This is a genomic window from Pseudonocardia sp. DR1-2 (assembly GCF_023717215.1).
GTDB lineage: Bacteria > Actinomycetota > Actinomycetes > Mycobacteriales > Pseudonocardiaceae > Pseudonocardia > Pseudonocardia alni.
Window position 1 is genome coordinate 173,200 of the sequence record NZ_JAMQOF010000003.1, and the last position, 22,540, is coordinate 195,739.

18 protein-coding genes and 2 pseudogenes are annotated in these 22,540 nt (G+C 74.4%); 6 read left to right on the forward strand and 14 right to left on the reverse strand.

Features of this window, described 5'->3' with window-relative positions; genetic code table 11:
• Positions 1-4 precede the first annotated feature (4 nt).
• The 3 genes from ND486_RS09790 to ND486_RS09800 are packed head-to-tail and all read right to left on the reverse strand — an operon-like array spanning position 5 to position 2,452.
• Positions 5-907 (reverse strand): phosphotransferase, encoded by a 903-nt coding sequence (locus ND486_RS09790; protein ID WP_251783971.1) that lies wholly within the window; start codon positions 905-907, stop codon positions 5-7.
• Positions 904-1,506 carry a DoxX family membrane protein gene (locus ND486_RS09795; protein WP_251783973.1) on the reverse strand — a complete coding sequence of 201 codons (603 nt, stop codon included), beginning with the start codon at positions 1,504-1,506 and terminating at the stop codon, positions 904-906. The genes ND486_RS09790 and ND486_RS09795 overlap by 4 nt, the downstream gene beginning before the upstream one ends.
• A gap of 25 nt (positions 1,507-1,531) precedes the next feature.
• Complete coding sequence (locus ND486_RS09800; protein ID WP_251783975.1) at positions 1,532-2,452, reverse strand: 2-hydroxyacid dehydrogenase; 921 nt, start codon at positions 2,450-2,452, stop codon at positions 1,532-1,534.
• Positions 2,453-2,507: 55 nt separating this feature from the next.
• On the opposite strand from ND486_RS09800, the gene ND486_RS09805 reads away from it, so the two are divergent.
• The 6 genes from ND486_RS09805 (at position 2,508) to ND486_RS09830 (ending at position 11,594) form a co-directional block, all read left to right on the forward strand.
• Positions 2,508-3,605 (forward strand): glucose dehydrogenase, encoded by a 1,098-nt coding sequence (locus ND486_RS09805; RefSeq protein WP_251783976.1) that lies wholly within the window; start codon positions 2,508-2,510, stop codon positions 3,603-3,605.
• 129 nt (positions 3,606-3,734) lie between these two features.
• On the forward strand, positions 3,735-5,150 hold the full coding sequence (locus tag ND486_RS09810) for an MFS transporter (protein ID WP_251783978.1): 1,416 nt from the start codon (positions 3,735-3,737) through the stop codon (positions 5,148-5,150).
• Between the two features lie 192 nt (positions 5,151-5,342).
• Complete coding sequence (locus ND486_RS09815) at positions 5,343-8,372, forward strand: glycoside hydrolase family 38 C-terminal domain-containing protein (RefSeq protein ID WP_251783979.1); 3,030 nt, start codon at positions 5,343-5,345, stop codon at positions 8,370-8,372.
• 47 nt (positions 8,373-8,419) lie between these two features.
• Positions 8,420-9,799 (forward strand): extracellular solute-binding protein, encoded by a 1,380-nt coding sequence (locus ND486_RS09820; RefSeq protein ID WP_251783980.1) that lies wholly within the window; start codon positions 8,420-8,422, stop codon positions 9,797-9,799.
• The gene (locus ND486_RS09825; protein ID WP_178376276.1) at positions 9,796-10,710 is read left to right on the forward strand and encodes a carbohydrate ABC transporter permease; all 915 of its coding nucleotides are present in this window, start codon (positions 9,796-9,798) and stop codon (positions 10,708-10,710) included. Before ND486_RS09820 ends, ND486_RS09825 begins: the two co-directional genes overlap by 4 nt.
• Positions 10,707-11,594 carry a carbohydrate ABC transporter permease gene (locus tag ND486_RS09830; protein WP_251783982.1) on the forward strand — a complete coding sequence of 296 codons (888 nt, stop codon included), beginning with the start codon at positions 10,707-10,709 and terminating at the stop codon, positions 11,592-11,594. Before ND486_RS09825 ends, ND486_RS09830 begins: the two co-directional genes overlap by 4 nt.
• Here the strand turns inward: ND486_RS09830 and ND486_RS09835 are convergent.
• The 11 genes and pseudogenes from ND486_RS09835 to gatC form a co-directional block, all read right to left on the reverse strand.
• On the reverse strand, positions 11,591-12,730 hold the full coding sequence (locus ND486_RS09835; RefSeq protein ID WP_251783983.1) for a M20 family metallopeptidase: 1,140 nt from the start codon (positions 12,728-12,730) through the stop codon (positions 11,591-11,593). The genes ND486_RS09830 and ND486_RS09835 overlap by 4 nt on opposite strands.
• Positions 12,727-13,392, reverse strand: a complete 666-nt coding sequence (locus tag ND486_RS09840) for a DUF1028 domain-containing protein (RefSeq protein WP_251783984.1) — start codon at positions 13,390-13,392, stop codon at positions 12,727-12,729. Before ND486_RS09840 ends, ND486_RS09835 begins: the two co-directional genes overlap by 4 nt.
• Positions 13,389-13,829 (reverse strand): RidA family protein, encoded by a 441-nt coding sequence (locus tag ND486_RS09845; protein ID WP_251783986.1) that lies wholly within the window; start codon positions 13,827-13,829, stop codon positions 13,389-13,391. Before ND486_RS09845 ends, ND486_RS09840 begins: the two co-directional genes overlap by 4 nt.
• Positions 13,826-15,106, reverse strand: coding sequence for an NAD(P)/FAD-dependent oxidoreductase (locus ND486_RS09850; RefSeq protein WP_251783988.1), 1,281 nt, complete (start codon positions 15,104-15,106; stop codon positions 13,826-13,828). The genes ND486_RS09845 and ND486_RS09850 overlap by 4 nt, the downstream gene beginning before the upstream one ends.
• Positions 15,107-15,144: 38 nt before the next feature.
• The gene (locus tag ND486_RS09855) at positions 15,145-16,545 is read right to left on the reverse strand and encodes an MFS transporter (RefSeq protein WP_251783990.1); all 1,401 of its coding nucleotides are present in this window, start codon (positions 16,543-16,545) and stop codon (positions 15,145-15,147) included.
• A gap of 219 nt (positions 16,546-16,764) precedes the next feature.
• Positions 16,765-17,718 (reverse strand): LysR family transcriptional regulator, encoded by a 954-nt coding sequence (locus ND486_RS09860; protein WP_251783992.1) that lies wholly within the window; start codon positions 17,716-17,718, stop codon positions 16,765-16,767.
• Positions 17,719-17,875: 157 nt separating this feature from the next.
• Positions 17,876-18,730 (reverse strand): annotated as a pseudogene (locus tag ND486_RS09865) (ROK family protein); the annotation flags it as partial.
• Between the two features lie 157 nt (positions 18,731-18,887).
• Positions 18,888-19,031, reverse strand: a pseudogene (locus ND486_RS30015) (MarR family transcriptional regulator); the annotation flags it as partial.
• A gap of 67 nt (positions 19,032-19,098) precedes the next feature.
• Positions 19,099-20,601, reverse strand: coding sequence for an Asp-tRNA(Asn)/Glu-tRNA(Gln) amidotransferase subunit GatB (gene gatB, locus ND486_RS09870; RefSeq protein ID WP_062397175.1), 1,503 nt, complete (start codon positions 20,599-20,601; stop codon positions 19,099-19,101).
• Positions 20,598-22,106 carry an Asp-tRNA(Asn)/Glu-tRNA(Gln) amidotransferase subunit GatA gene (gatA, locus tag ND486_RS09875; protein WP_251783994.1) on the reverse strand — a complete coding sequence of 503 codons (1,509 nt, stop codon included), beginning with the start codon at positions 22,104-22,106 and terminating at the stop codon, positions 20,598-20,600. Before gatA ends, gatB begins: the two co-directional genes overlap by 4 nt.
• A complete protein-coding gene (gene gatC / locus ND486_RS09880; RefSeq protein ID WP_020622204.1) occupies positions 22,103-22,429 on the reverse strand; it encodes an Asp-tRNA(Asn)/Glu-tRNA(Gln) amidotransferase subunit GatC in 327 nt (108 codons plus the stop codon). Before gatC ends, gatA begins: the two co-directional genes overlap by 4 nt.
• Between the last annotated feature and the right edge of the window lie 111 nt (positions 22,430-22,540).

Below are 22,540 nucleotides of genomic sequence, written 5' to 3' on the forward strand. Positions count from 1 at the left end.
GGGATCAGCCGCGGCGGGCGGTGACGAGCAGGTCGCCCAGCTCGTCGAGGGCCGCGGCGGCGACCCGGACCATCGAGGCGACGCGGTCGGGGTCCTGGTGGTCGGCGGCGAACGGGAGGTACTGGACGTGCGCCGCCGCCCGCGCCCACGCCGTCTCCACCGCGACCATGGCGGGCGGGTCCGGCGCGCCGAGCGCGCCGGACAGGGTGTCCCGGTAGACCGCGGGCACCGGCGCCGAGGGCGCGTCGGCCGGGCCGTCGGACGGGGGCGCGGCCAGCACCACGACGTCGAGCGACCCCACCGCGACGCGGGCGTTGCCCCAGTCCAGCAGCACCGCACCGGCCGGACCGGCGACGACGTTGCCGCGATGGGCGTCGCCGTGGCACAGGGTGCGGGGCAGGGCGCGCAGCGCGGTGCGGGCGCGGTCGTCCCCGGCCCAGGCCACGACGGACGCGGCCGCGGTGTCGTGCCCGGCCGCCCTCAGCCGGTCCGCGGCGTGCCCGCACAGCCGCGCCCACCAGGCGTCGTCGACGACGGGGACGCCGCGCGGCCGGTTGCGCCGCCAGTGCGCGTGGACCAGCGCGAGGGTGCGCCACACGTCGTCGGGTACCGGGGCCCCGACCGGCAGCGGCGCGCCGGGCTCGTGGTCGAGCAGCACCCAGCCGTCGCCGGAGCCGAGCATCCGGGGCAGCCGGACGGGTCCGTTCACCACCGCGACCGCACGCAGCGCGGCCGTCTCCACCGCCCCGGTCCGCTTCAGGACGACCGCGGTGCCGTCGTCGAGGTCGATCCGCTCGGTACCGCCGGAGGCGTACCCGCCGGTCAGCGGCGTACGTGACCGCACCGCGAGGTCGCGACGGCGGCGACGGGCGAGCGGGCGCAGCCAGGCGTCGTCGGCAGGGGTCACCGGCGCAGCACGAACAGGACCAGCAGCGCCACCGCGACCGCGACCAGCAGCGACAGCACCGACCACGGCAGCGGGCGTCGCTGGTAGGTACGCCCGGCGTCGAGGGCGATCCGCCCGGCCCCGGCGAACACCAGCGCCGCGGCCCCGGCACCGAGCAGCAGGTCCAGCTCCAGGGAGTTCACGCCGTCCGAGGCGAACAGCGGCACCGACAGGGCCGGCACCAGCGCCACCACCACGGCGACGCCCTTCGTCGCGAGCAGGCCCGCCGCGGCGAAGGGTGTCAGCAGCCCCAGCACGAGCAGCACGCCGAGGACCAGCTGGCCGACCGCGAGCACCCAGGCCAGCGGGCCGGCGAAGGACGTGAACCCGGCGTCGGCGAGCGCGGTCGCGCTGGCGTCGAGGCCGATCCCGCCCGCGACGCCGAACAGCGTGCGGGCGCCCGCCGCGGCGAACGACGCCCCGACGACCAGCCGCAGCACGAGCAGCCCGATGTCGGAGGAGAGGTGGGCGGGGACCGGCATGCGCTCCGGGCGGGTCCTCTCCGCCGGTTCGTCGCCGGAGATGTTGCCCCAGTCGTACTGCTGCGTGGGCCCGCTCATGGTCGGCGACAGTACCGGCGCGCGCCTAGTAGGCGCCGGTCACGAGGTTCGGCGGCGCGTCACCGGCGGCGAACGCCGCGAGCTGCTCGGCCGCGACGCCGTAGGCGCGACGCATCGCCAGCGGCACGCTGCCGCCGACGTGCGGGGTGAGCAGCAGCCCGGGCGCCGACCACAGGGGATGGCCCGCGGGGAGCGGCTCGGGGTCGGTGACGTCGACGGCGGCCCGGATCCGTCCCGAGGTCAGCTCCGCGACCAGCGCGTCGGTGTCCACGACCGGCCCGCGGGCGCCGTTGACGAGCAGCGATCCGTCGGGCATGGCGGCCAGGAAACCGGCGTCGACCATGCCGCGGGTCTCGTCGGTGAGCGGGACGATCAGCACGGTCGCGTCGTGATGCGGCAGCAGCGCGGGCAGCTCGTCCCAGCCGTGGACGCCGTCGCGGGCGGTGCGCCCCACCAGCGCGGTCTCCACCTCGAAGGGCTCCAGACGGGCCCGGGTCTTCTGCCCGACGTCGCCCGCCCCGACGATGAGGATCTTCTTGCCGGCCAGCTCCTCGGTCTGGTGGTAGTCCCACTCGCCGCGGTCCTGGGCACGTACGAAGCGGTCCAGGTGCCGGTAGACGGCCAGCAGCACCGACACCACCCACTCGGCGGTGGCGCCGCCGTGTGCGCCGCGCCCGTCGGAGAGGCCGACGCCCTCCGGCAGCCGCCCGATCCACGTCTCGGCGCCCGCGGTGAGCAGCTGCACCAGCTCGAGGTTCGGGACCTGCTCGATGATCCCGACGGCGTCGGAGCCCGCCAGGAACGGCGCGACCAGCACGCGGGCGTGGGCGGCCTCGTCGGGCAGCGGCTTCTCCGGGTCGTAGACGACCGGGTCCAGCCCGTCCACACCGGACAGGATCTCGGCTCCGACGGTGTGCGGCACCAGGACGGTCACGGGGCTGCTCATGGCGCCCGACCGTACTCACCGGGCGCTCACCTCGCGGGCCCTAGCCTGGTTCCTCGTGACCGCCCGGCTGCTGCTGATCGTCGCGACGCTCGTCGTGCTGCTGGGCGGCTGCGCCACCTTCCCCGACGCGGGCTCCCGCGACTGGCGCCCCCAGGCCGAAGGAGAGGGCGAGCTCGGCGGGCCGCCGCAGGTGGCGCCGGAGGAGCGGACACCGCCGCCGGGCGGGGCGCCGTCGCCGCAGCAGCAGGGGGCCGCGCCGGCGCCGCAGCCGTGCGTCGACCCGGACCCGCAGGTCGTCGCCGCCTGTCTGGGGCCGGTCGGGGCGGTGGCGGTGCTCCCGCAGGGCGACCGCGCACTCGTCGCCGAGCGGCGGACCGGGCGGGTGCTCGAGGTCCGCCGCAACGCCACCCCGCAGCCGGTCGCGACCGTGCCGGTCGACCCGGCCGGCGGGCTGACCGGGCTGGTCCTGTCCCCCGGCTACGCCGAGGACCGCCTGCTCTACGCCCTGTCCGAGGGACGGGTCTGGCGGATCGCACCCGGTGAGGCACCGAAGCCGGTGCTGGAGGGGCTGCCGCCGGGCGGGGCACTGGCCGTCGACGCCGACGGCTCCTCGCTGCTCGTCGCCACGCCCGCCGGGGCGGGCCCGCTCGCCGGGGCGGTGCTGCGGATCGACACCCTGGGCCGTCCGGCCCCGGGCAACCCCGACCGTGCCTCGCCGGTCCTGGCCCGCGGGCTCACCGCGCCGGGCGGGGTGTGCGTCGACCCCGCGGCACGGACCACCTGGGTCACCGACCGCACCCCGGGGCGCGACGTCCTGCACCGCGTCACGCCGGGCACGCTCGGCGCGCCCGCCTGGACCTGGCCGGACCGCCCGGGCGTCGCCGGGTGCACGGTGCTGCCGGGCGCGGTCGTCGTCGCGCAGAGCACCGGCAGGGCGCTGTTCGTGCTCAACCCGGGCGCCGAGGGCACCTTCACCGGCGACCCGAAGCCGGTCCTGGAGGGCACCTACGGCCGAATCGGCCCGGTCACCCTCGCCCCGGACGGCCTGTTGTGGCTGGGGACGGTCAACCGCGACGGCGGCTCCCCCGGCGCCACCGACGACCGGGTCGTACGCATCCAGCCGCCGACCGGCGGCGGTGCCAGCGCCATCTGACGCCGCCCGGTACCGATCCTGCGCCCACCTGTCGCCCACTGTTGCGCGGTCTAATATATCAATGTTAGAACAGGCGCCGCACCGCGTGCCGGGACGTCCCGGCACGCGCCCGGACGGCGAAGGGGCCACATGATCGAGAAGCCGCGCAGGAGCCGTCGCCGGATCCTCGACACCGCGGTCGAGGACGAGGCCACCGTCCGCCGGGCCGCCACCGCGGCGTCGGTGGGCAACGTCGCCGAGTGGTACGACTTCGGGATCTACTCCTACCTGGCCGCGGTGGTGCTGAACCGGGTGTTCTTCCCGGACGCGGGCCGGTGGTCGCTGGTGCTGACCCTCGCCGCGTTCGCGGCGGCGTTCGTCGCCCGCCCGTTCGGCGGGTTCGTGTTCGGCCACCTCGGCGACCGGGTGGGCAGGCCGCGGGTGCTGGCCGCCACGGTGCTGCTGATGACCGTCGCGACGGTGCTGCTCGGGCTCGTCCCGTCGCACGGCACGATCGGCGTCGCGGCGCCGGTCCTGGTCGTGCTCATCCGGATGCTGCAGGGCTTCTCCGCGGGCGGCGAGTACACCGGCGCTCTCACGTTGGTCGCCGAGTACGCCCCCGACCGGCGGCGCGGCTTCTTCGGCAGCTGGCTGGAGTTCGGCACGATCGTCGGCTACTCCCTCGGTGCCGGCGTCACCGCGGCGCTGGTGACCCTGATGCCCGACGACGACCTGCTCGCCTGGGGCTGGCGGATCCCGTTCCTGCTGGCGCTCCCGCTCGGCATCGCCGGCGTCTACCTGCGGCTGCGCCTGGAGGACACGCCGGCGTTCCGCCAGCTCATGGAGCGCTCCCCCGCGCTGGTCACGATGACCCACGGCCGCGCGTTCGGGATCCTGGTGAAGCGCTACCGCTCCGCGGCGCTGGTCACCGCCGGTCTGGTGATCGCCTGGAACGTCACCAACTACGTGCTGACCGCGTACGTGCCGACCTACCTCACCGGCACCCTGCCCCGCTCCGGCGCGGCCGGCACCAGCCGGGAGGTCGCGACCCTGCTGCAGGTCGGGGTCACCGTGCTCGCGCTGGCCGCGGTGGTCGTCGTCGGGCGCTGGAGCGACCGGATCGGACGGCGCCCGCTGCTGGCGGCCGGGAGCATCGGGCTGGTCGTGCTCGGCCTGCCGATCGTGTGGCTGCTGCAGCTCGGGCTCGCCGGGCAGGCCACCGGGCTGGTCCTGCTGGCCGCGATCCTGGTCTGTTTCGCGGGCGTCTGCCCGTCGACGCTGCCCGCCCAGTTCCCCACCCTGGTCCGCTACGCCGGCCTCGGGCTGACGTTCAACCTGGCGGTGTCGCTGTTCGCCGGGACGGCGCCCGCGGTGATCGAGGCCGCGGTGACCGCCACCGGGAACCTGGATTGGCCGGGCTACTACCTGATCGGCGCCGGGCTGGTCGGGCTGGTCAGCGTGTGGTTCCTCGTCGAGCCCGCCGGGAGGCCGCTGCCGGGCGCCGCTCCGCTGGAGTTCCGCGAGGACGCCACCGACGGCTCCGGCGCGACGGCGTCCCGCCCCTGAGGGCGAGCGGTTCCGTGCCGGACCACACGGGCCCGGCACCAGGGATCCGCTCGGCCGAGCAGGGCGAACAACGCGTCGCGGTCCTCATGTCGCGGTCACCCGTCGCACGCCGCCCGGCGACGGGGCCCTTGTGGTGAATTATTCCATCGTTTTTACTAACTCCGGCACCGTCGCCCACCGGCTGGAGAGTTCGTGCACGACCGGACCCGTTTCGTCGTCGACCGCCTGCGTCGCTTCCGCTCCGAGCACCTGGAGCGGTCCCGGTACCGGGACGCCCGGCCGCTGGAGGTCGCCGCCTGGGAGGTCCCGGGCGAGCCCGTCGGGTTCGCCGAGGCCGCCGGGCAGGCCTACTCACCGTTCCCGGTGGGCCACGGTCACCTCTCGGCGTGGGGGCGTCCGTGGAGCACCATGTGGTTCCGCGCCACCGGCGCCGTGCCCGCGGACTGGCGGGACGTGCCGGAGACGCGTGTGGAGGCCGTGGTCGACCTGGGGTTCGGCACCGCGAACCCGGGTTTCCAGGCCGAGGGCACCGTCTGGAGCCCGGACGGTCACATCGTCAAGGGCATCGAGCCCCGCAACGCCTGGGTGCCCGTCACCGGTGGCAGCGTCGACCTGTTCGTCGAGGCCGCCGCGAACCCGCACATCTCCGAGCACGGCTGGTTCGTCCCAACCCCGCTCGGCGACCCGGCGACCGCGGGCTCCGACCCGCTCTACACGCTGCGCCGGGTCGACGTGGCGCTGCTGGACGAGACCGTCTGGGAGCTCGACCAGGACCTGACCGTGCTGCAGGGGTGGCTGGACCGGCTCGACCCGGACACCGCGCGGCACGCGCTGATCGTGTCCGCCGTCGAGGACGCCCTGGACGTGATCGACCCGCGCGACCTCACGACGACCGCGGGGCCGGCCCGCGAGCGGCTCGCCCCCGCCCTCGCCGCACCCGCGCACGCCAGCGCGCACCGCGTCGTCGCGACCGGGCACGCGCACATCGACTCGGCGTGGCTCTGGCCGACGCGCGAGACCGTCCGCAAGTGCGCGCGCACCTTCTCCAACGTGCTGACCCTCGCCGAGGCCGACCCCGGGCTGCGGTTCTCCTGCTCCTCGGCGCAGCAGTACCGGTGGGTCCGCGACACCTACCCCGAGCTGTACGCCCGGGTGCGCGACGCCGTCGCCGCCGGGACGTTCGTGCCGGTCGGCGGCATGTGGGTGGAGTCGGACACCAACATGCCCGGTGGCGAGGCCCTGGCCCGACAGCTGGTCGAGGGCAAGCGGTTCTTCCTCGACGAGTTCGGCGTCGAGCCGCTCGAGGTGTGGCTGCCGGACTCTTTCGGCTACACCGCCGCGCTGCCGCAGCTGGTCCGCGCGGCCGGGTCGCGCTGGTTCCTCACCCAGAAGATCTCCTGGAACGACACCAACCGGATGCCGCACCACACGTTCCTGTGGGAGGGCCTCGACGGCAGCCGGGTGTTCACCCACTTCCCGCCGGTCGACACCTACAACTCCGAGCTGACCGCCGACGAGCTCGACCGCGCCCAGCGCCAGTACCGGGAGAAGGGCCGCGCCGGCGTCTCGCTCGTGCCCTTCGGCCACGGCGACGGCGGCGGCGGCCCCACCCGGGAGATGCTCGCCCTCGCCCGGCGCCAGGCCGATCTGGAGGGTGCGCCGCGGGTGCGGATCGGCACCTCGGAGGAGTTCTTCACCGAGGCCGAGGCGGACTACCCGGACCCGCCGGTGTGGTCCGGGGAGCTGTACCTGGAGTACCACCGCGGCACGTACACCTCGCAGGCCCGCACCAAGCAGGGCAACCGGCGCAACGAGCACCTGCTCCGCGAGGCGGAGCTGTGGGCCGCCACCGCCACGGTCCGCACCGGCGCCCCCTACCCGGCCGAGGTCCTGCGCCGGCTGTGGCAGAAGGTCCTGCTGCTGCAGTTCCACGACATCCTGCCGGGCAGCTCCATCGCCTGGGTCCACCACGACGCCGAGCGCGACCACGCCGCGGTGACCGCCGAGCTGGAGGCGATCGTCGACGGCGCGCTGACCGCACTGGCCGGGGACGGCGACGTCGTGCTGCGGGCCAACGCGGGCCCCTACCCGCTGCACGGCGCACCCGCGCTGGGCATCGGCCCGGCCGCGACACCGGACGGCCCGGAGGTGACCGTCGACCGGGTCGACGGCGGCCACCGCATCGACAACGGACGGCTGTCGGTGCTGGTCGGCGACGACGGCCGGGTGCACGCCCTCGACGACCTCGACGCCGGCCGGGCGGTCCTCGCCCCCGGCACGACCGCGGGCCTGCAGCTGTTCCAGGACATCCCCAACGAGTGGGACGCCTGGGACGTCGACCGGCACTACCGCCGCGTCGAGACCGGGCTGCCCCCGGCCTCGTCGGCCGAGCCGGTCCCGGGTGGGGTGCGCACCGTCGTCGTGGCCGGGGACAGCACGGTCACCACCGACTGGACCCTCGCCCGCGGCGGTCGCGCCCTGGAGGTGCGGGTGCACGCGGACTGGCAGGAGCGCCAGAAGCTGCTCAAGCTCGCGTTCCCGCTCGACGTGCACGCCGAGCGCGCGACCTCGGAGATCCAGTTCGGGCACCTGCACCGGCCGTTGCACACCAACACCTCGTGGGACGCGGCCCGGTTCGAGACCTGCGCGCACCGGTTCGTGCACGTCGGCGAGCCCGGCTATGGCGTCACCGTCGCGAACGAGGCCACCTACGGCCACGACATCACCCGCGACACCCGGCCCGGTCCTTACGGCACCGCCGCCGGGACGACCACGCTGCTGCGGCTGTCGCTGCTGCGAGCCCCGCAGTTCCCGGACCCGCACGCGGACTCCGGCGAGCACGTCCTGCGGTGCACGCTCACCCCCGGCACGGAGATCCCCGACGCCGTCCGCGAGGGCTACCGGGTGGCGCTGGGCACCCGGGAGATCACCGGGTCCGGACCGGTCGAGCCGCTGGTCACCGTCGACGACGGCGGCACCGGCGCCGTCGTCGTCGAGGCGGTCAAGCTCGCCGACGACGGCTCCGGCGACGTGGTCGTGCGGCTCTACGAGGCGCACGGCGGCCGGGCCGGTGCGGTGCTGCGTCCCGGCTTCGACTGCGCCGGCGCGGTCGAGACCGACCTGCTCGAACGCACGCTCGACACTCCGCGCGCACTGGGCGGGGACCTCCGGCTGGAGCTGCGCGCGTTCCAGATCGCCACGGTGCGCCTGACACGCGCCTGACACCTCCCGCCCCGCCCTCGCAACGACGCGAAAGGACGGTCCGCCCGATGACCCCACCTACTGCCCGCGGGTTCTCCCGGCGCGCGCTCCTCGCGGCGGGCGGCGCCCTGCTCGCCGCACCGGCGCTCGGCGCGTGCGGCGCCGACGCCCGGGCACCGGGACACCTGCGGGTGACCTACCAGCAGTGGGGCTCGGCCCGGGCCGTCGGGGACTACATCGAGGGCGCCGCCGCGGAGTTCATGGCGGCCCGCCCCGGTACCTCGGTGGAGGTGGTCCCGCTGGTCGCGGCGGAGAACGACTTCTTCACCAAGAACGAACTGATGATGGCCTCGGCCCGGACCACGCCGGACATCGCCTACGAGGACACCTTCATCCTCAAGGCCGACATCGCCGCCGGCTACCTGCGACCGCTGGACGACTACGTCTCCCGCTGGCCCCTGTGGGACACCTACGTCGACGTCGCGAAGGACGCCGTCACCGGCGAGGACGGGAAGGTCTACGGCATCCCGGGACCGACCGACACCCGTGGGATCTGGTACCACCGCCGCGTCCTGGCCGCCGCCGGGATCGCCGCGCCCTTCCGGCCCCGGACCTGGGACGACCTGCTCACCGCGGCGCGGGCGATCCGCGACCGGGTCCCCGACGTCGTCCCCCTCGTCCTCTACTCCGGCAAGGCACAGGGCGAGAAGGCCAGCATGCAGGGCCTGCAGATGCTGTTCAACGGCACCGACTCGGTCCTCTACGACGAGGCCACCCGGCGCTGGACGACCGGGGCCGCCGGGATGCGCGAGTCGCTGGGATTCCTGCACACCGTCTTCGGAGAAGGCCTCGGCCCGCCGCTGCAGGCCGCGCTCGACCCGAACCTCACCGAGACCGTCTACACGTCGTGGATGCCCCAGGGGAGGGTCGGCATGGTCGTCGACGGCAACTGGATCGCCCAGAACTGGGACCCGGACGCGTCCGGGGCCTGGCCGGAGTGGTCGCGGACGATGGACCTGGCCCGGATGCCCACGCGGCGCGGGCAGGGCCGGGGGTTCGTGACCCTGTCCGGTGGCTGGGCGTGGTCGCTGCCGCGCATGGCCCCCGACCCGGACCTCGCCTGGGGGCTGCTGGAGACCCTGATGTCCACCGAGAACGCCCTGCGATGGACCGTCGCCGAGGCCAAGCTGGCCAACCGCAGCGACGTCATGGAGCACCCCGGGTACGACGGCTACTCCCCCGCCTCCCCCTTCTTCACCGACCTCGTCCCCTTCGCCGACTACCGGCCCGCGACGGCGCCGTACCCGCAGATCTCCTCGGCGATCCAGGCGGCGACCGAGGACGTCATGACCGGGCGGCTGGGCCCCGACGCCGCGGCCGACGCCTACGACGCCGCGCTGGTCGACATCGTCGGCGTCGAGCAGACCGCGCCGGAGGTGCGCCCATGACCGCCCTCGCCGGGCGCCAGGCCCCCGACCGCGGCCCCGCGCCGCTGCGCCGCACCCTGCTGCGGGGCGGGCCGATCGTGCCGGCCGTCGTCCTGCTGGTGCTGTTCCTCGCCGGGCCGGTGCTCTACAGCGTCTACCTGGCCTTCACCAACCGGGCGCTGCGCGGGGACGGTGCGGACACCACGTCGTTCGTCGGACTCGGGAACTTCACCGACGCGCTCACCTCGGCGGAGTTCTGGAACTCCGCGGGTCTCACCCTGGTCTTCACCGTGGTGTCGGCGATCATCGGGCAGAACCTGCTCGGGCTGGCGCTGGCCCTGCTGATGCGCTCCGCGTCGAAGCCGGTGAGCGCGGTGACCGGGGCGGTCGTGGTCGGGGCGTGGATCCTGCCCGAGGTCGTCGTCGGCTACCTCTGGTACACCTTCCTCGCCGGTGACGGCTCGCTGAACGCCCTGCTCGGGCTGGTCGGGCTGCCCGAGCAGGAGCTGCTCGTCGCGTGGCCGATCATCGCGGTGTCCTTCGCCAACATCTGGCGCGGGACGGCGTTCACCATGCTCGTCTACACCGCCGCGCTCGCCGAGATCCCGCGCGAGGTCGAGGAGGCGGCCATGATCGACGGCGCCCGCCCGGTGCAGCGCTTCTTCTCCCTGACCCTGCCGCTGATCCGCCGCGCCGTGGCGACGAACCTGATGCTGATCACACTGCAGACGCTGTCGGTGTTCGGCCTCATCTACGTCATGACCGGCGGCGGCCCCGGCACCTCCAGCCAGACGCTGCCGCTGCACATGTACGAGCAGGCCTTCTCCTACGGGCAGCTCGGCTACGGCACCGCGGTGGCCCTGCTCCTGCTGCTGCTCGGCGGGATCGCCTCGATCGCCTACCTGCGACTGCTCGCCACGGAGGACGCATGACCGCCACCGCGCACCGTCCGCCGCCGGCCGACCCGGCCGTCCCGTCGCCCGCGCCGGACGCGCCGCGTCGCCGGCGCGGTCCCCGCCCCGCCGACGTCGTCCTGGTGGCGGTCGCGGTGTTCTTCTGCATCCCGCTGGCCTGGGTGGTCCTCGCGTCGTTCGACGCGGAGGCCTCGCTCGCCGTGGCGTGGCCCGCGGAGCCGACCCTCGACAACTACGCCGCCGTGCTCGACACCGAGACGACGTTCCGTCCGATGTGGAACTCGGTGGTGCTCTGCGGCGGCGCCACGCTGGTCACCGTGGTCTGCGCGGTGCTCGCCGCCTACCCGCTCTCGCGGTACCGCAGCCGGGCGAGTCGACCGTTCCTGCTGACGATCGTGTTCGCCACCGGGCTGCCGATCACAGCGATCATGATCCCGGTCTACGCGCTGTTCGTGCAGGTGAACCTCATCGACTCGATGTCGGCGGCGGTGCTGTTCCTGGCGACGTCGGCGCTGCCGTACGCGATCTTCCTGACCAAGGGCTTCATGGACGGCGTGCCGGTCGAGATCGAGGAGGCCGCCTGGGTCGACGGCGCGACCATGCTGCGCACGCTGTGGGAGGTCGTGCTGCCGATGATGCGCCCGGGCGTCGCCGTCGTCGCGATCTTCACGCTGGTCCAGACGTGGGGGAACTTCTTCGTCCCGTTCATGCTGCTGCTCTCGCCGGACAAGCTGCCCGCCGCGGTCAGCCTGTTCACCTTCTCCTCGCAGTACGGCCAGGTCGCCTACGGCCAGCTCGCCGCCTTCTCGATCCTCTACTCGGCCCCGGTGGTGGTGCTCTACCTCGTACTGGGACGCCGGCTCGGGTCCGGGTTCGCGGCGGCGGGCGGGCTGAAGGGCTAAGCGGTGTCGCGCTGCCCGGCACGGTCGACGCCGGTCCACGCCAGCGCGACCGCGCCGTCCAGCAGCGCCCGTTCCGCGTCGGGACCCACGCAGTGCGCCGCGAACTCGCGCTGGTGGTTCGTGGCGGGCAGCGAACCGATCCCGATGTAGGGGTGGATGGCCGGCACGACCTGGGAGACGTTGCCCATGTCGGTCGACGCCCGGTTCATCCGGCCCGCCGGGCCGTCGGGGGCGAAGTCCCGCCCCAGCTCGAGGGCGTTGACGCGGTAGTGCGCCAGGGCGGTGGGATCGGCGCGGAACTCGGCGTAGGGCCTGCTCTCCGGCTCGATCTCCAGTGTGCACCCGGTGGCCAGGGCGCCGGCCTCGAAGCAACGCCGCACCCTCGGCTCGATCTCGGCCAGCTCGGCGAGGGACTCCGCGCGCACGTACCAGCGTCCCGACGAGTCCTCCGGGATCGCGTTGGGCGCCGTCCCCGCGGCGGTGACGATGCCGTGCACCCGCGCGGTGTGCGGGAGCTGCTGTCGCAGCAGCCCGATCGCGACCTGGGCGACGGTGAACGCGTCCGCGGCGTTGACCCCCTCCTCGGGGTATGCCGCCGCGTGCGCGGCCCGGCCCCGGTAGGAGACCCGGGAGTGGCTGACGGCGAACGGCCGCGCCTCGGCGACGTCGACCGGGCCGGGGTGCACCATCATCGCCAGGTCGACGTCGCGGAACGCGCCGCGGTCCAGCATCTCGATCTTGCCGCCGCCGCCCTCCTCGGCCGGGGTGCCGTAGACCTCGACGGTCAGCCCCAGCTCGTCGGCGACCTCGGCCAGGCCCAGCGCGGCCCCGACCGACGACGCGGCGATGAGGTTGTGTCCGCAGGCGTGCCCGAGCCCGGGCAGGGCGTCGTACTCGGCGCACAACGCGATCCGCAGCGGTCCGGACCCGTACCGGGCGTGGAACGCGGTCTCCAGCCCCAGGTACGACGGCGTCACCGCGAACCCGCGGCGGTCCAGCAGCTCCGGCACCACGGTCGCGGCTCGGTGCTCCTCCCAGGCGGTCTCGGGGTGGCTGTGCAGCTCGGCCGACAGCGCGACCAGCCCGTCCGCCGCCCGGTCGACGGCGGCCCGGGCGGCCGCCTTCGCCCCGGTCACCGGTCGCCCGGGACGCCGTAGGACGGCGCGGTCGCCGGGGCCAGCCCGCGGCGGACGTAGTCGTCGCGCTGCGGCAGCCAGACCTCCACCGCCTCGGCCAGCCGGTCGACCGGGTCCTCGGCCCAGTCGACCCGCAGGTCGGTCACCCGCCACTCCACGTCGGCGACGACGGCCAGCCCGGCCGAGTGCACCGGGCCCTCCTCCCCACCGGCGTCGAGCCCGGCGCGCAGGGCGGCGAGCAGCCGCTCCTCGAGCTCGCCGGTCGCGGACTCGAAGGCGTCGACCAGGACCGCGGGCAGCCCGGCGTCGGCCAGCATGTTGCCCGCGGCCACCGCGTCCGCACCGGCGGCGGCGCCGTGCACGCCCAGCGTCCGCTCCCCGCTGAACCAGGCGGGCGGGCCGGTCCGGCCCAGCGCCGTGAGCTGGCGGTACTCCAGGTCGACGGCGTCGACGCCGACCTCACGCAGTGCCCGTGCGGCGTCGTCGTGGGTGGCCAGCCGGTCGAGCAGGCGGCCGCCGAGCCGGGGGTCGGTGACGTTCTGCGACGCGGCGACGCCGACCCCCGGCCGCAGGTGCAGGCAGCGCGCGGCGACCGCCGGGCTGGAGGAGCTGACGGCCATGCCGAACCGGCCGTCCTGGCGGGCCGCGATCGAGAAGGTCACCGCCCGTCCTCCGGGATCACGGCGATGGCGTCGATCTCGCACAGCCACTCCGGGCGGGCGAGCGCGGACACCACGACGCCGGTCGAGATGGGGTGGACGCCCGTCGTCCAGCGTCCGACGGTCCGGTAGACGGCCTCCCGGTACCGGGGGTCGACCAGGTAGATCGTCAGCTTGACCAGGTGCTCCATCCGGCTGCCCGCCTCGCGCAGGAGCTGGTCGATGTTCGCCATCGCCTGCTCGGCCTGCGCGGCGACGTCGCCGACGCCGACGGACTCGCTGGTGTCGAGGTCCTGCCCGATCTGGCCGCGGACGTAGACGGTGTTCCCGGCGACGACGGCCTGGCACAGGTCGTTGTCGAGGTTCTGCTCCGGGTAGGTGTCGCGGGTGTTGAACGGCCGGATGCGGGTGTGGGTCGGCTGTGCCGGCTGTGCGGTCATCGGGGGGCTCCGCTCGTGGTGACGGTGGGCTCGGGGAGGTGGGCGAGGTAGCCGCGCTGGATCGCGATGTGGTCGGCGACGTGGGCGGCGTCGTGCCACACGCCCCAGATGAAGCTGGACCCGCGCCGCGACTGCCAGGGCAGGCCGAGGAAGTAGATGCCGGGCTCGGTGGAGATCCCGCGGGAGTGCCGCGGGCGGCCGTCGTCGTCGAGCGCGCCGGAGGGCAGCCAGCCGTAGTCGGAGCTGTAGCCGGTGGCCCAGACGATCGAGGTGATCCCGGCCCGCGCGAGGTCCAGCTCGGTGACCGGGTCGGTCACGCAGTCCGGGGCGGGGCCGAGGACGCGGGCGGCGGGCTCCTCGGGCAGGTCGAGCCCGTTGCGCACGACGTAGGCGTCGGCCTCGTCGAGCATCGCCAGGTAGTGGGCGTCCCCCGCGGCGACGGTGTCGGCCAGGTCCGGGGCGAACCGCAGCCGGCCGTCGGCGAAGGAACGGGTCATCCCGACCAGGGTGACGCCGGTGGCCGCCAGCTCGCGGAAGTCGACGGTGTGCCCGCCCCGGGCTCCGCTGACCGCGATCGTGACGTGCGCGGCACCCTGTGGCGGCGCTGCCGCGTCCCACTTGTCCAGCACGCCGAGCCACCAGCAGAAGTCCTGCCCGCGGTAGCGGCGCGGGGGCCGTTCGTGCGGACCCACCGACAGGTGCACCGCACGCCCGGAGCGCCGGAGCTCGTCGGCGATCTGCACGCCCGACGATCCCGCCCCGACCACCAGCACACCGCCGTCGGGCAGCTGACCGGGACGCCGGTAGTCGCTGGAGTGGATCTGGGTCACCCCGGCGTCGTCGGGGACGACGGACGGGACGACCGGCGTCTGGAACGGACCGGTCGCGGCCACGACCCGCTGCGCGTCGACGGTGCCGGCGGAGGTCTCGACCCGGAAGCCGGGCCGCCCCTCGTGCCGGTGCACACCGAGCACCTCGACCCCGCATCGGACCGGGGCGTCGATCTTCTCCGCGTAGGCGGAGAAGTAGTCGGCCACCTGGTCCTTCGACGCGAAACCGTCCGGTGCCACCCCGTCGAACTCCAGCCCGGGGAACCGGTCGTGCCACGCCGGGCCGTTCGCCACCAGCGAGTCCCAGCGACGGGTGCGCCAGCTCTCGGCGATCCGGTCGCGTTCGAGCACCAGGTGGTCGATCCCGCGGACGCCCAGGTGCTCGCTGGCGGCCACCCCGGCCTGCCCGGCACCGACGACCAGTACCTCGGTCACGACGTCGGCCATCCCGTACTCCCGTCCACGGTTCCGTCCGGTGTGACCGCTCACGAGCCGACCCGGCCCGCGACGGGTGCCGGCTGCGCGGCCGGCGTCGGTGCGGGCAGGCCCGCGAGATCCTGGTCGTGCAGCAGGCTCGTCCCGGCCGTCTCGCGCATGCTCAGGGCGGCGACGAGACCGATCGCCGCGGCGGCCATCAGGTACGGACCGGGGACGAGCAGGCTCCCGGTGGTCGCGATGAGCACGGTCATGAGGAACGGGACCGTGCCGGCGAACAGCGCGGCGCTGACGTTGTAGGCGATGGAGAGACCGCCCTGGCGGGTGCGGGTCGGGAGGATCTCGACCGACCACACCGCGTAGGTCCCGAGGATCGCCGAGAGGATCACCGCCAGGCCGAGGGCGGCGACCACGGTGCCGACCATTCCGGTCTGCATCAGCAGGTAGGCCGGCGTCGCCGTCACCAGCAGGACGACCGCGGCGGTCACCAGCACCGGCTTGCGGCCCGTCCGGTCCGACAGCCTGCCGAACACCGGCACCAGGACCAGCCCGAGCAGCGACGCGCAGGTCGACAGCAGCGCCGCGCTCTCGGCCGAGTGGCCAAGGTGGTCGGTCTGGTAGGTCACCAGGTAGGTCAGCACCGAGTAGAACAGGACGTGCATCATCGTCATCAGCCCGGCGACCTGCAGCAGCTGGCGCCAGTTGCTGCGGAACAGCTCCCGCGCGGGGCGGCGGGAGACCGAGTCGGTCGCCTCCAGCGCCCGGTACTCCGGGGTGTCCTCGATCTTCGCCCGGATGACGTACCCGATGACGCCCATCGGCGCAGCGATCAGGAACGGGATCCGCCAGCCCCAGGCGGCGATCTCCTCCGCGGTCAGCGACACCGAGAGCAGGTAGAAGGTGAACGAGCCGCCGAGGAAGCCGAGCAGCGCGCCGACCTCGAGCCAGCTCGTCCCGAACCCGCGGCGGCGCCGCGGCGCGGACTCGGCGAGGAAGCTCGCCGCGCTGCCGAACTCGCCACCGGCCGCGAAGCCCTGAACCAGCCGGATCGCGACCAGCAGGATCGGGGCGGCGATGCCGATCGTCGCGTAGCCGGGCAGCAGGCCGATCGCCAGCGTCGCCACCGACATGATCACGATGACGATCGACAGCGTGCGGCGACGCCCGATGCGGTCGCCGAGCGGCCCGAACACCAGCGCGCCGATCGGCCGGATCCCGAACGAGACCGCGAACACCGCGAACACCGACAGCACGCCGGCGACGTGGTTCTCGGCGGGGAAGAACACCACGGCCAGGGTCGTGGCCAGGTAGGCGTAGACGGCCCAGTCGAACCAGTGGACGAAGACGCCGACGGCGCCGGCGACGACACTGCGGCGCATGGTGGCCGGGTCGGGCCGGCCTGCGGCGTCGAGCGCGGCCTCGGCCGCGGAGCGGGCGGTGGGTTCGGACACGGATCCCCCAGCGGGTCTCGTCGTGGATCACGGCCGGCACCCGGGGGAACGGGCCGTGAGCAGCGGCGGGAACATCCACGGCCGCGTGGGGGACGACGCTAAGCAAGGAGGGGAAAGACGATCAAACAGTGAAATGCGGTCCGCTGCATCGGTTCGATCGATGCAATTGCGTCCGTGTATCACCCCTGTCACGGCCCCGTGACCACGCCGGTGGACGGCTCAGTCGTCGCCGTCGTCCACCGACGGGTCACCGGCCGCCACCCGGTGCCGGTGGGCGACCTCACGGGCGGCGTCGGTGACGGCGCGGGCGCGGGCCGTCCGGCGCGCCGACTCCATCCAGGCGACGACGACCGACAGCGCCGGGACATCGTCGGCGATCGGCCGGCTCTCGACCGTGCCCCCGGTGTAGGTGTCGCCGTGCGTGGGCCGCTGGTTGAGCACCGAGAAGCCGAGCCCGCGCGCGACCATCCCGCGGACGGCCTCCACGCTGTGCGAGCGGTACGCGACCGGCGGGGACACCCCGGCCGTGGCCAGCACGTCGCGGAAGTACTCCCGGCTGTGCGGCAGGTCCAGCAGCACCATCGGCTCGTCGGCCAGGTCGATCAGGCGCACCTGCGCCGTGCCGGCCAGCCGGTGCCCCGGCGGGAGGATCACGTACGGAGGGGCGTGCGCGACCACCTCGCGGGTCACCCCCGGCCCGAGCCCCAGGTCGTAGGTGACGGCGACCTCTACGGTGCCGCTGCGCAGCGCGGCGCTCACCGCGGCCGCCTCGAGCTCCAGCACCTCGACCGCCAGCCCCGGGCAGTGCTCGCTCAGCTCGGCGAGCAGCGACGGCAGCAGGAACGGGACGAGGGTGACCATGCAGGCCAGCGTGATCCGGCCCCGGACCTCGTCCCCGCGGCCGCGTGCCGCGTCCAGCACCTCGCCGAGGTGGTCGAGCAGCCCGCGCACGTCGCGCAGGAACGCCTCGCCCGCCGCGGTCAGCACGAGCCCACGCGCGTGCCTGCGCAGGAACAGCGGGGTCCCGACCTGCTTCTCCAGCTGGGCGATCGACGCCGAGACCGCCGACTGCGCCACCCGGAGCTCCTCCGCGGCCCGCGTCATGCTCAACGTCGACGCCGCCTCGACGAAGTAGCGCAACTGGGTGAGCGTGACGTCCGGCCGGCGGCTCACGACGCCCGGTCCGACACCGACATGACCCCTCCCGCCCCGGGCTCCGACCGTGACCACGGATCCCGTGCCCGGAGTCTCCCGGGCAGGGAGGATCGGCACAATCGATGCAACACCCCGCGAGCCCCGCCGGGACCGATGCGACACCCGCGGCCGGTGGTCAGCGGATGAGCAGCGTCGCCGGGCGCGCGGAGAAGGCGTGTTCGAGCACGAGACAGGCGGCGCCGACGACGGCGGCGTCGTCGCCGAGGGCGCTGCCGCGCACGTCGACCTCGTGCACTCGCCGGGCCTCGGTGGTGGCGGTGACGACGTCGCGCACGATCGGCAGGAACACCGGCGCGGTCCGCGACCACGCCGGCCCGCCGAGGACGACGGCACCCACGTCGAGCGCGTTGCACAGGGTCACCGCGGCCCGCGCGATCCGCCCGGCGCTGCGGGCGAGGATGCCGTGCGCGACCGGGTCGTCGGCCGCCCGCGCGCAGAGCGTGCTGAACGCGGCGTCCACCCTGCGGTCGGTGGCGTCGTGCGGCAGCGGATCGAGCACCCCGGCCGCGGCGGCCTCGGCCACCAGGGTGCGGGGCATGCCCGACGGGCCGACGCAGCCGGGCTGACCGCACGGGCACGGCGGTCCGTCCGGGGCCACCATGAGGTGCCCGATCTCGCCGGCGTTGTCGGTGCTGCCCGGCAGCAGCTCCCCGCCCACCACGAACCCGGCACCGAGCCCGGTGCCCAGGTAGAGGAACACGAAGTCGGCCGGGTCGGGGTCGTGCCACAGCTCCCCGACCGCGGCCGCGGCGGTGTCCTTGTGCATCACCACCGGCAGCCCGGTCGCGTCCCGGACCAGGGAACGCAGCGCGACCCGGTCCCAGCCGGGCAGCAGCGGCGCACCGACCACGACGCCGGCCCCCGTGTCCACCGGGCCGGGCGTCGCGATGCCCACACCGAGCACCCGATCCGGCGGCACCCCCGCGGTCACCTCGGTCACCGCGGCCGCGACCGCGGTGACCAGCTCGTCCGGCGTCGTCGCCGACGCGGCGACGGGCGGCCACGACGGCCGCGGTGAGGTCGACCAGGACGACCGCGGTCACCGTCGGGTCGACGTGCACGCCGACGGCGTAGCTACCCGCCGGGTCCAGCCGCAGGGACGCGGCCGGCCGGCCGCGTCCCTGCGATCCGACCGGTTCCCGCTCTTGGACCAGGCCGCGGTCGACCAGCCTGCGGACGATGTTGGTGATCGACTGTGCGGACAGCCCGGTGGCCGTGGACAGCTCCGCCCGGGACAGGTCGTGCCGGGCGCGCCGCAGCGCGTCCAGCACGACCGCCTGGTTGAAGTCGCCGATCCGGGGCAGGTTCGCGCCCCGGCGGGCCCGGGCCCCGGTCAGGTCAGGCCCCGACCCGCTCGACGATCAGCTCCCGGACCCGCTTGGCGTCGGCCTGGCCCTTCGTCGCCTTCATGACCGCACCGACGATCGCCCCGGCGGCCTGGACCTTGCCGCCGCGGATCTTCTCCGCGACGTCGGGCTGCTCGGCCAGCGCCGCGTCGACGGCGGCGATCAGCGCGCCCTCGTCGGAGACGACCTTCAGCCCGCGGGCCGCGACGACCTCGTCCGGGCCGCCCTCGCCGTCGAGCACGCCGTCGACGACCTGGCGGGCGAGCTTGTTGGTCAGCTCCCCCGTGGCGACCAGCTCGACGACCCGGGCGACCTGCTCCGGCGTGATCGCCAGGTCGACGAGCTCGACGGAGCGGGTGTTGGCCTGCTGGGCGAGGTAGGACACCCACCACGAGCGGGCCTCCTGCGACGGCGCACCCGCCGCCACGGTGGCCTCGACCAGCTCCAGCGCCCCGCCGTTGACCAGGTCGCGGATCTCCTCGTCGGAGATGCCCCACTCGGTCTGGATGCGCTTGCGGCGCTCCCACGGCAGCTCGGGCAGGGTGCCGCGCAGCTCCTCGACCCACTCGGCCGAGGGCGCGATCGGGACCAGGTCGGGCTCCGGGAAGTACCGGTAGTCCTCCGAGGTCTCCTTGCGCCGCCCGGCGCGGGTGTGGCCGGTGGACTCGTCGAAGTGCCGGGTCTCCTGCACGATCTCGCCGCCCGCGTCCAGCACGCCGGCCTGGCGGCCCATCTCGTGCCGGACCGCGCGCTCGACCGACCGCAGCGAGTTGACGTTCTTCGTCTCGGTGCGGGTGCCCAGCGCCCCGCCCTTCGGCGAGAGCGACAGGTTCACGTCGGCACGCATCGAGCCCTGGTCCATCCGGACGTCGGAGACGCCCAGGGACTGGATCAGGTCGCGCAGCGCGGTGACGTAGGCGCGGGCCACCTCCGGGGCGCGTGCCCCGGTGTCAGGGATCATCTTCGTGACGATCTCGATCAGCGGGACGCCCGCCCGGTTGTAGTCCAGCAGCGAGTGGTCCGCGCCGTGGATGCGACCGTCGGAGCCGCCCACGTGCAGCGACTTGCCGGTGTCCTCCTCCATGTGCGCGCGCTCGATGCCGATCCGGACGACCTCGCCGTCGTCCAGGGTCAGGTCCAGGAACCCGTCGACGGCGATCGGCTCGTCGTACTGGGAGGTCTGGAAGTTCTTCGGCATGTCCGGGTAGAAGTAGTTCTTCCGGGCGAACCGGCCCCACGGCGCGATCGAGCAGTTCAGCGCCAGGCCGATCCGGATCGCCGACTCCACCGCGGCCCGGTTGACCACCGGCAGCGCGCCGGGCAGGCCCAGGCAGACCGGGCAGACCTGGGTGTTCGGCTCGGCGCCGAACTCCGTCGGGCAGCCGCAGAACATCTTGGTGTTCGTCGACAGCTCGACGTGCACCTCGATGCCCAGCACCGGGTCGTAACGGGCGACGACGTCGTCGAAGTCGACCAGCTCCACGGACGTGGTCATGCCCTCACCCCAGCAACCTCCGGGACACGGGCGATCAGCGGACCGCCCTCGTCGGCGTCGCGGGCGGCCTCGAACGCCGCCCCGACGCGGTACATGACGGCCTCGCCGAGCGCGGGCGCCATGATCTGCAGACCGGTCGGCAGCCCCTCGGAGATCCCGTTGGGCACCGACATGCCGGCGACCCCGGCCAGGTTGGTCGGGATGGTGGCCAGGTCGTTCAGGTACATGGCCAGCGGGTCGTCGACCTTGTCCCCGATCGGGAACGGCACGGTCGGCGCGGTCGGCGACACGAGCACGTCGGCCTGGGCGAACGCCGCGTCGAAGTCCCGGCTGATCAGCGTGCGGACCTTCTGCGCCTGCCCGTAGTAGGCGTCGTAGTAGCCGCTGGACAGCGCGTAGGTGCCGAGCATGATCCGCCGCTTGACCTCGGGCCCGAAGCCCTGCTCGCGGGTGTTGGCCATGACCTCCTCCGCGGAGCGGCCCTGCGCCGCGCGCAGGCCGTAGCGCATGGCGTCGAACCGGGCGAGGTTCGACGACACCTCGCTCGGCAGGATCAGGTAGTACGCGGCCATGCCGTACTCGAAGTGCGGGCACCCGACCTCGACGATCTCGGCGCCCAGCTTCTCCAGGCTGCGCAGCGACGCGTCGAACGCCGACCGGACGCCGGGCTGGTAGCCCTCGCCCCCCAGCTCGCGCACGACGCCGACCTTCAGCCCGGACAGGTCCCCGGTCGCGCCCTGGCGCGCCGCCTCGACGACGGCCGGGACCGGCCGGTCGATCGAGGTCGAGTCGCGCGGGTCGTGGCCGCCGATGACCTCGTGCAGCAGCGCCGCGTCCAGCACGGTGCGCGCGCACGGCCCGCCCTGGTCCAGCGACGACGCGCAGGCGACCAGCCCGTAGCGGGAGACCTGGCCGTAGGTGGGCTTGACGCCGACGGTGCCGGTGAACGCGGCGGGCTGGCGGATCGAGCCACCGGTGTCGGTGCCGATCGCCAGCGGCGCCTCGAACGCGGCCAGCGCGGCCGCCGAGCCGCCGCCGGAGCCGCCCGGCACCCGGGAGGTGTCCCACGGGTTGCGGGTGACGCCGTACGCGGAGTGCTCGGTGGACGAGCCCATCGCGAACTCGTCCATGTTGGTCTTGCCCAGGATCGTGATCCCGGCGGCGCGCAGGCGCGCGGTGACCGTCGCGTCGTAGGGCGGCTGCCAGCCCTCGAGGATCCGCGAGCCGCAGGTGGTGGGCATGTCGGAGGTGGTGAACACGTCCTTGAGCGCCAGCGGCACCCCGGCCAGCGGGGACTCCGGCGCCTCGCCCGCGGCGATCCGCTCGTCGACCAGCGCGGCGCCGGCCAGCGCGGACTCGGCTCCGACGTGCAGGAACGCGTGCACCTCGCCGTCCACGGCGGCGATCCGGTCGAGGTGGGCCTGCGCGGCCTCCACGGCGGAGACCTCACGGGAGTGGATCTTCTCGGCGAGCTCGGCGGCGGTCAGCCGGATCAGGTCGCTCACTGCTCCTCCCCCAGGATCCGCGGGACGCGGAAGCGCCCGTCCTCGGCGGCCGGGGCGCCGGCGAGCGCCTGCTCCTGGCTCAGGCCGGGGCGGCGCTCGTCCGGGCGGAAGACGTTCTCCAGCGGGACGGCGTGCGAGGTCGGCGGGATGTCGTCGGCGGCGACCTCCCCGACCCGGGCCACCGACCCGATGATGACGTCGAGCTGGGACGCGAAGGTGTCCAGCTCGGAGTCGGTGACGGCCAGGCGGGCCAGCCGGGCGAGGTGTGCGACCTCGTCCCGGGTGATGACCCCGCCCGTCCGCTCCGCGGAATCGGCGGTCATGCCCCTCCTCGAGATGGTGTCCGATGATGACGACGGCGGGTGGACGGTCGTGGCGGTGCCGCGGCAGCGGCGACGACGGTGCGACCGCCGGTCCGGCTGCCGACACGACCC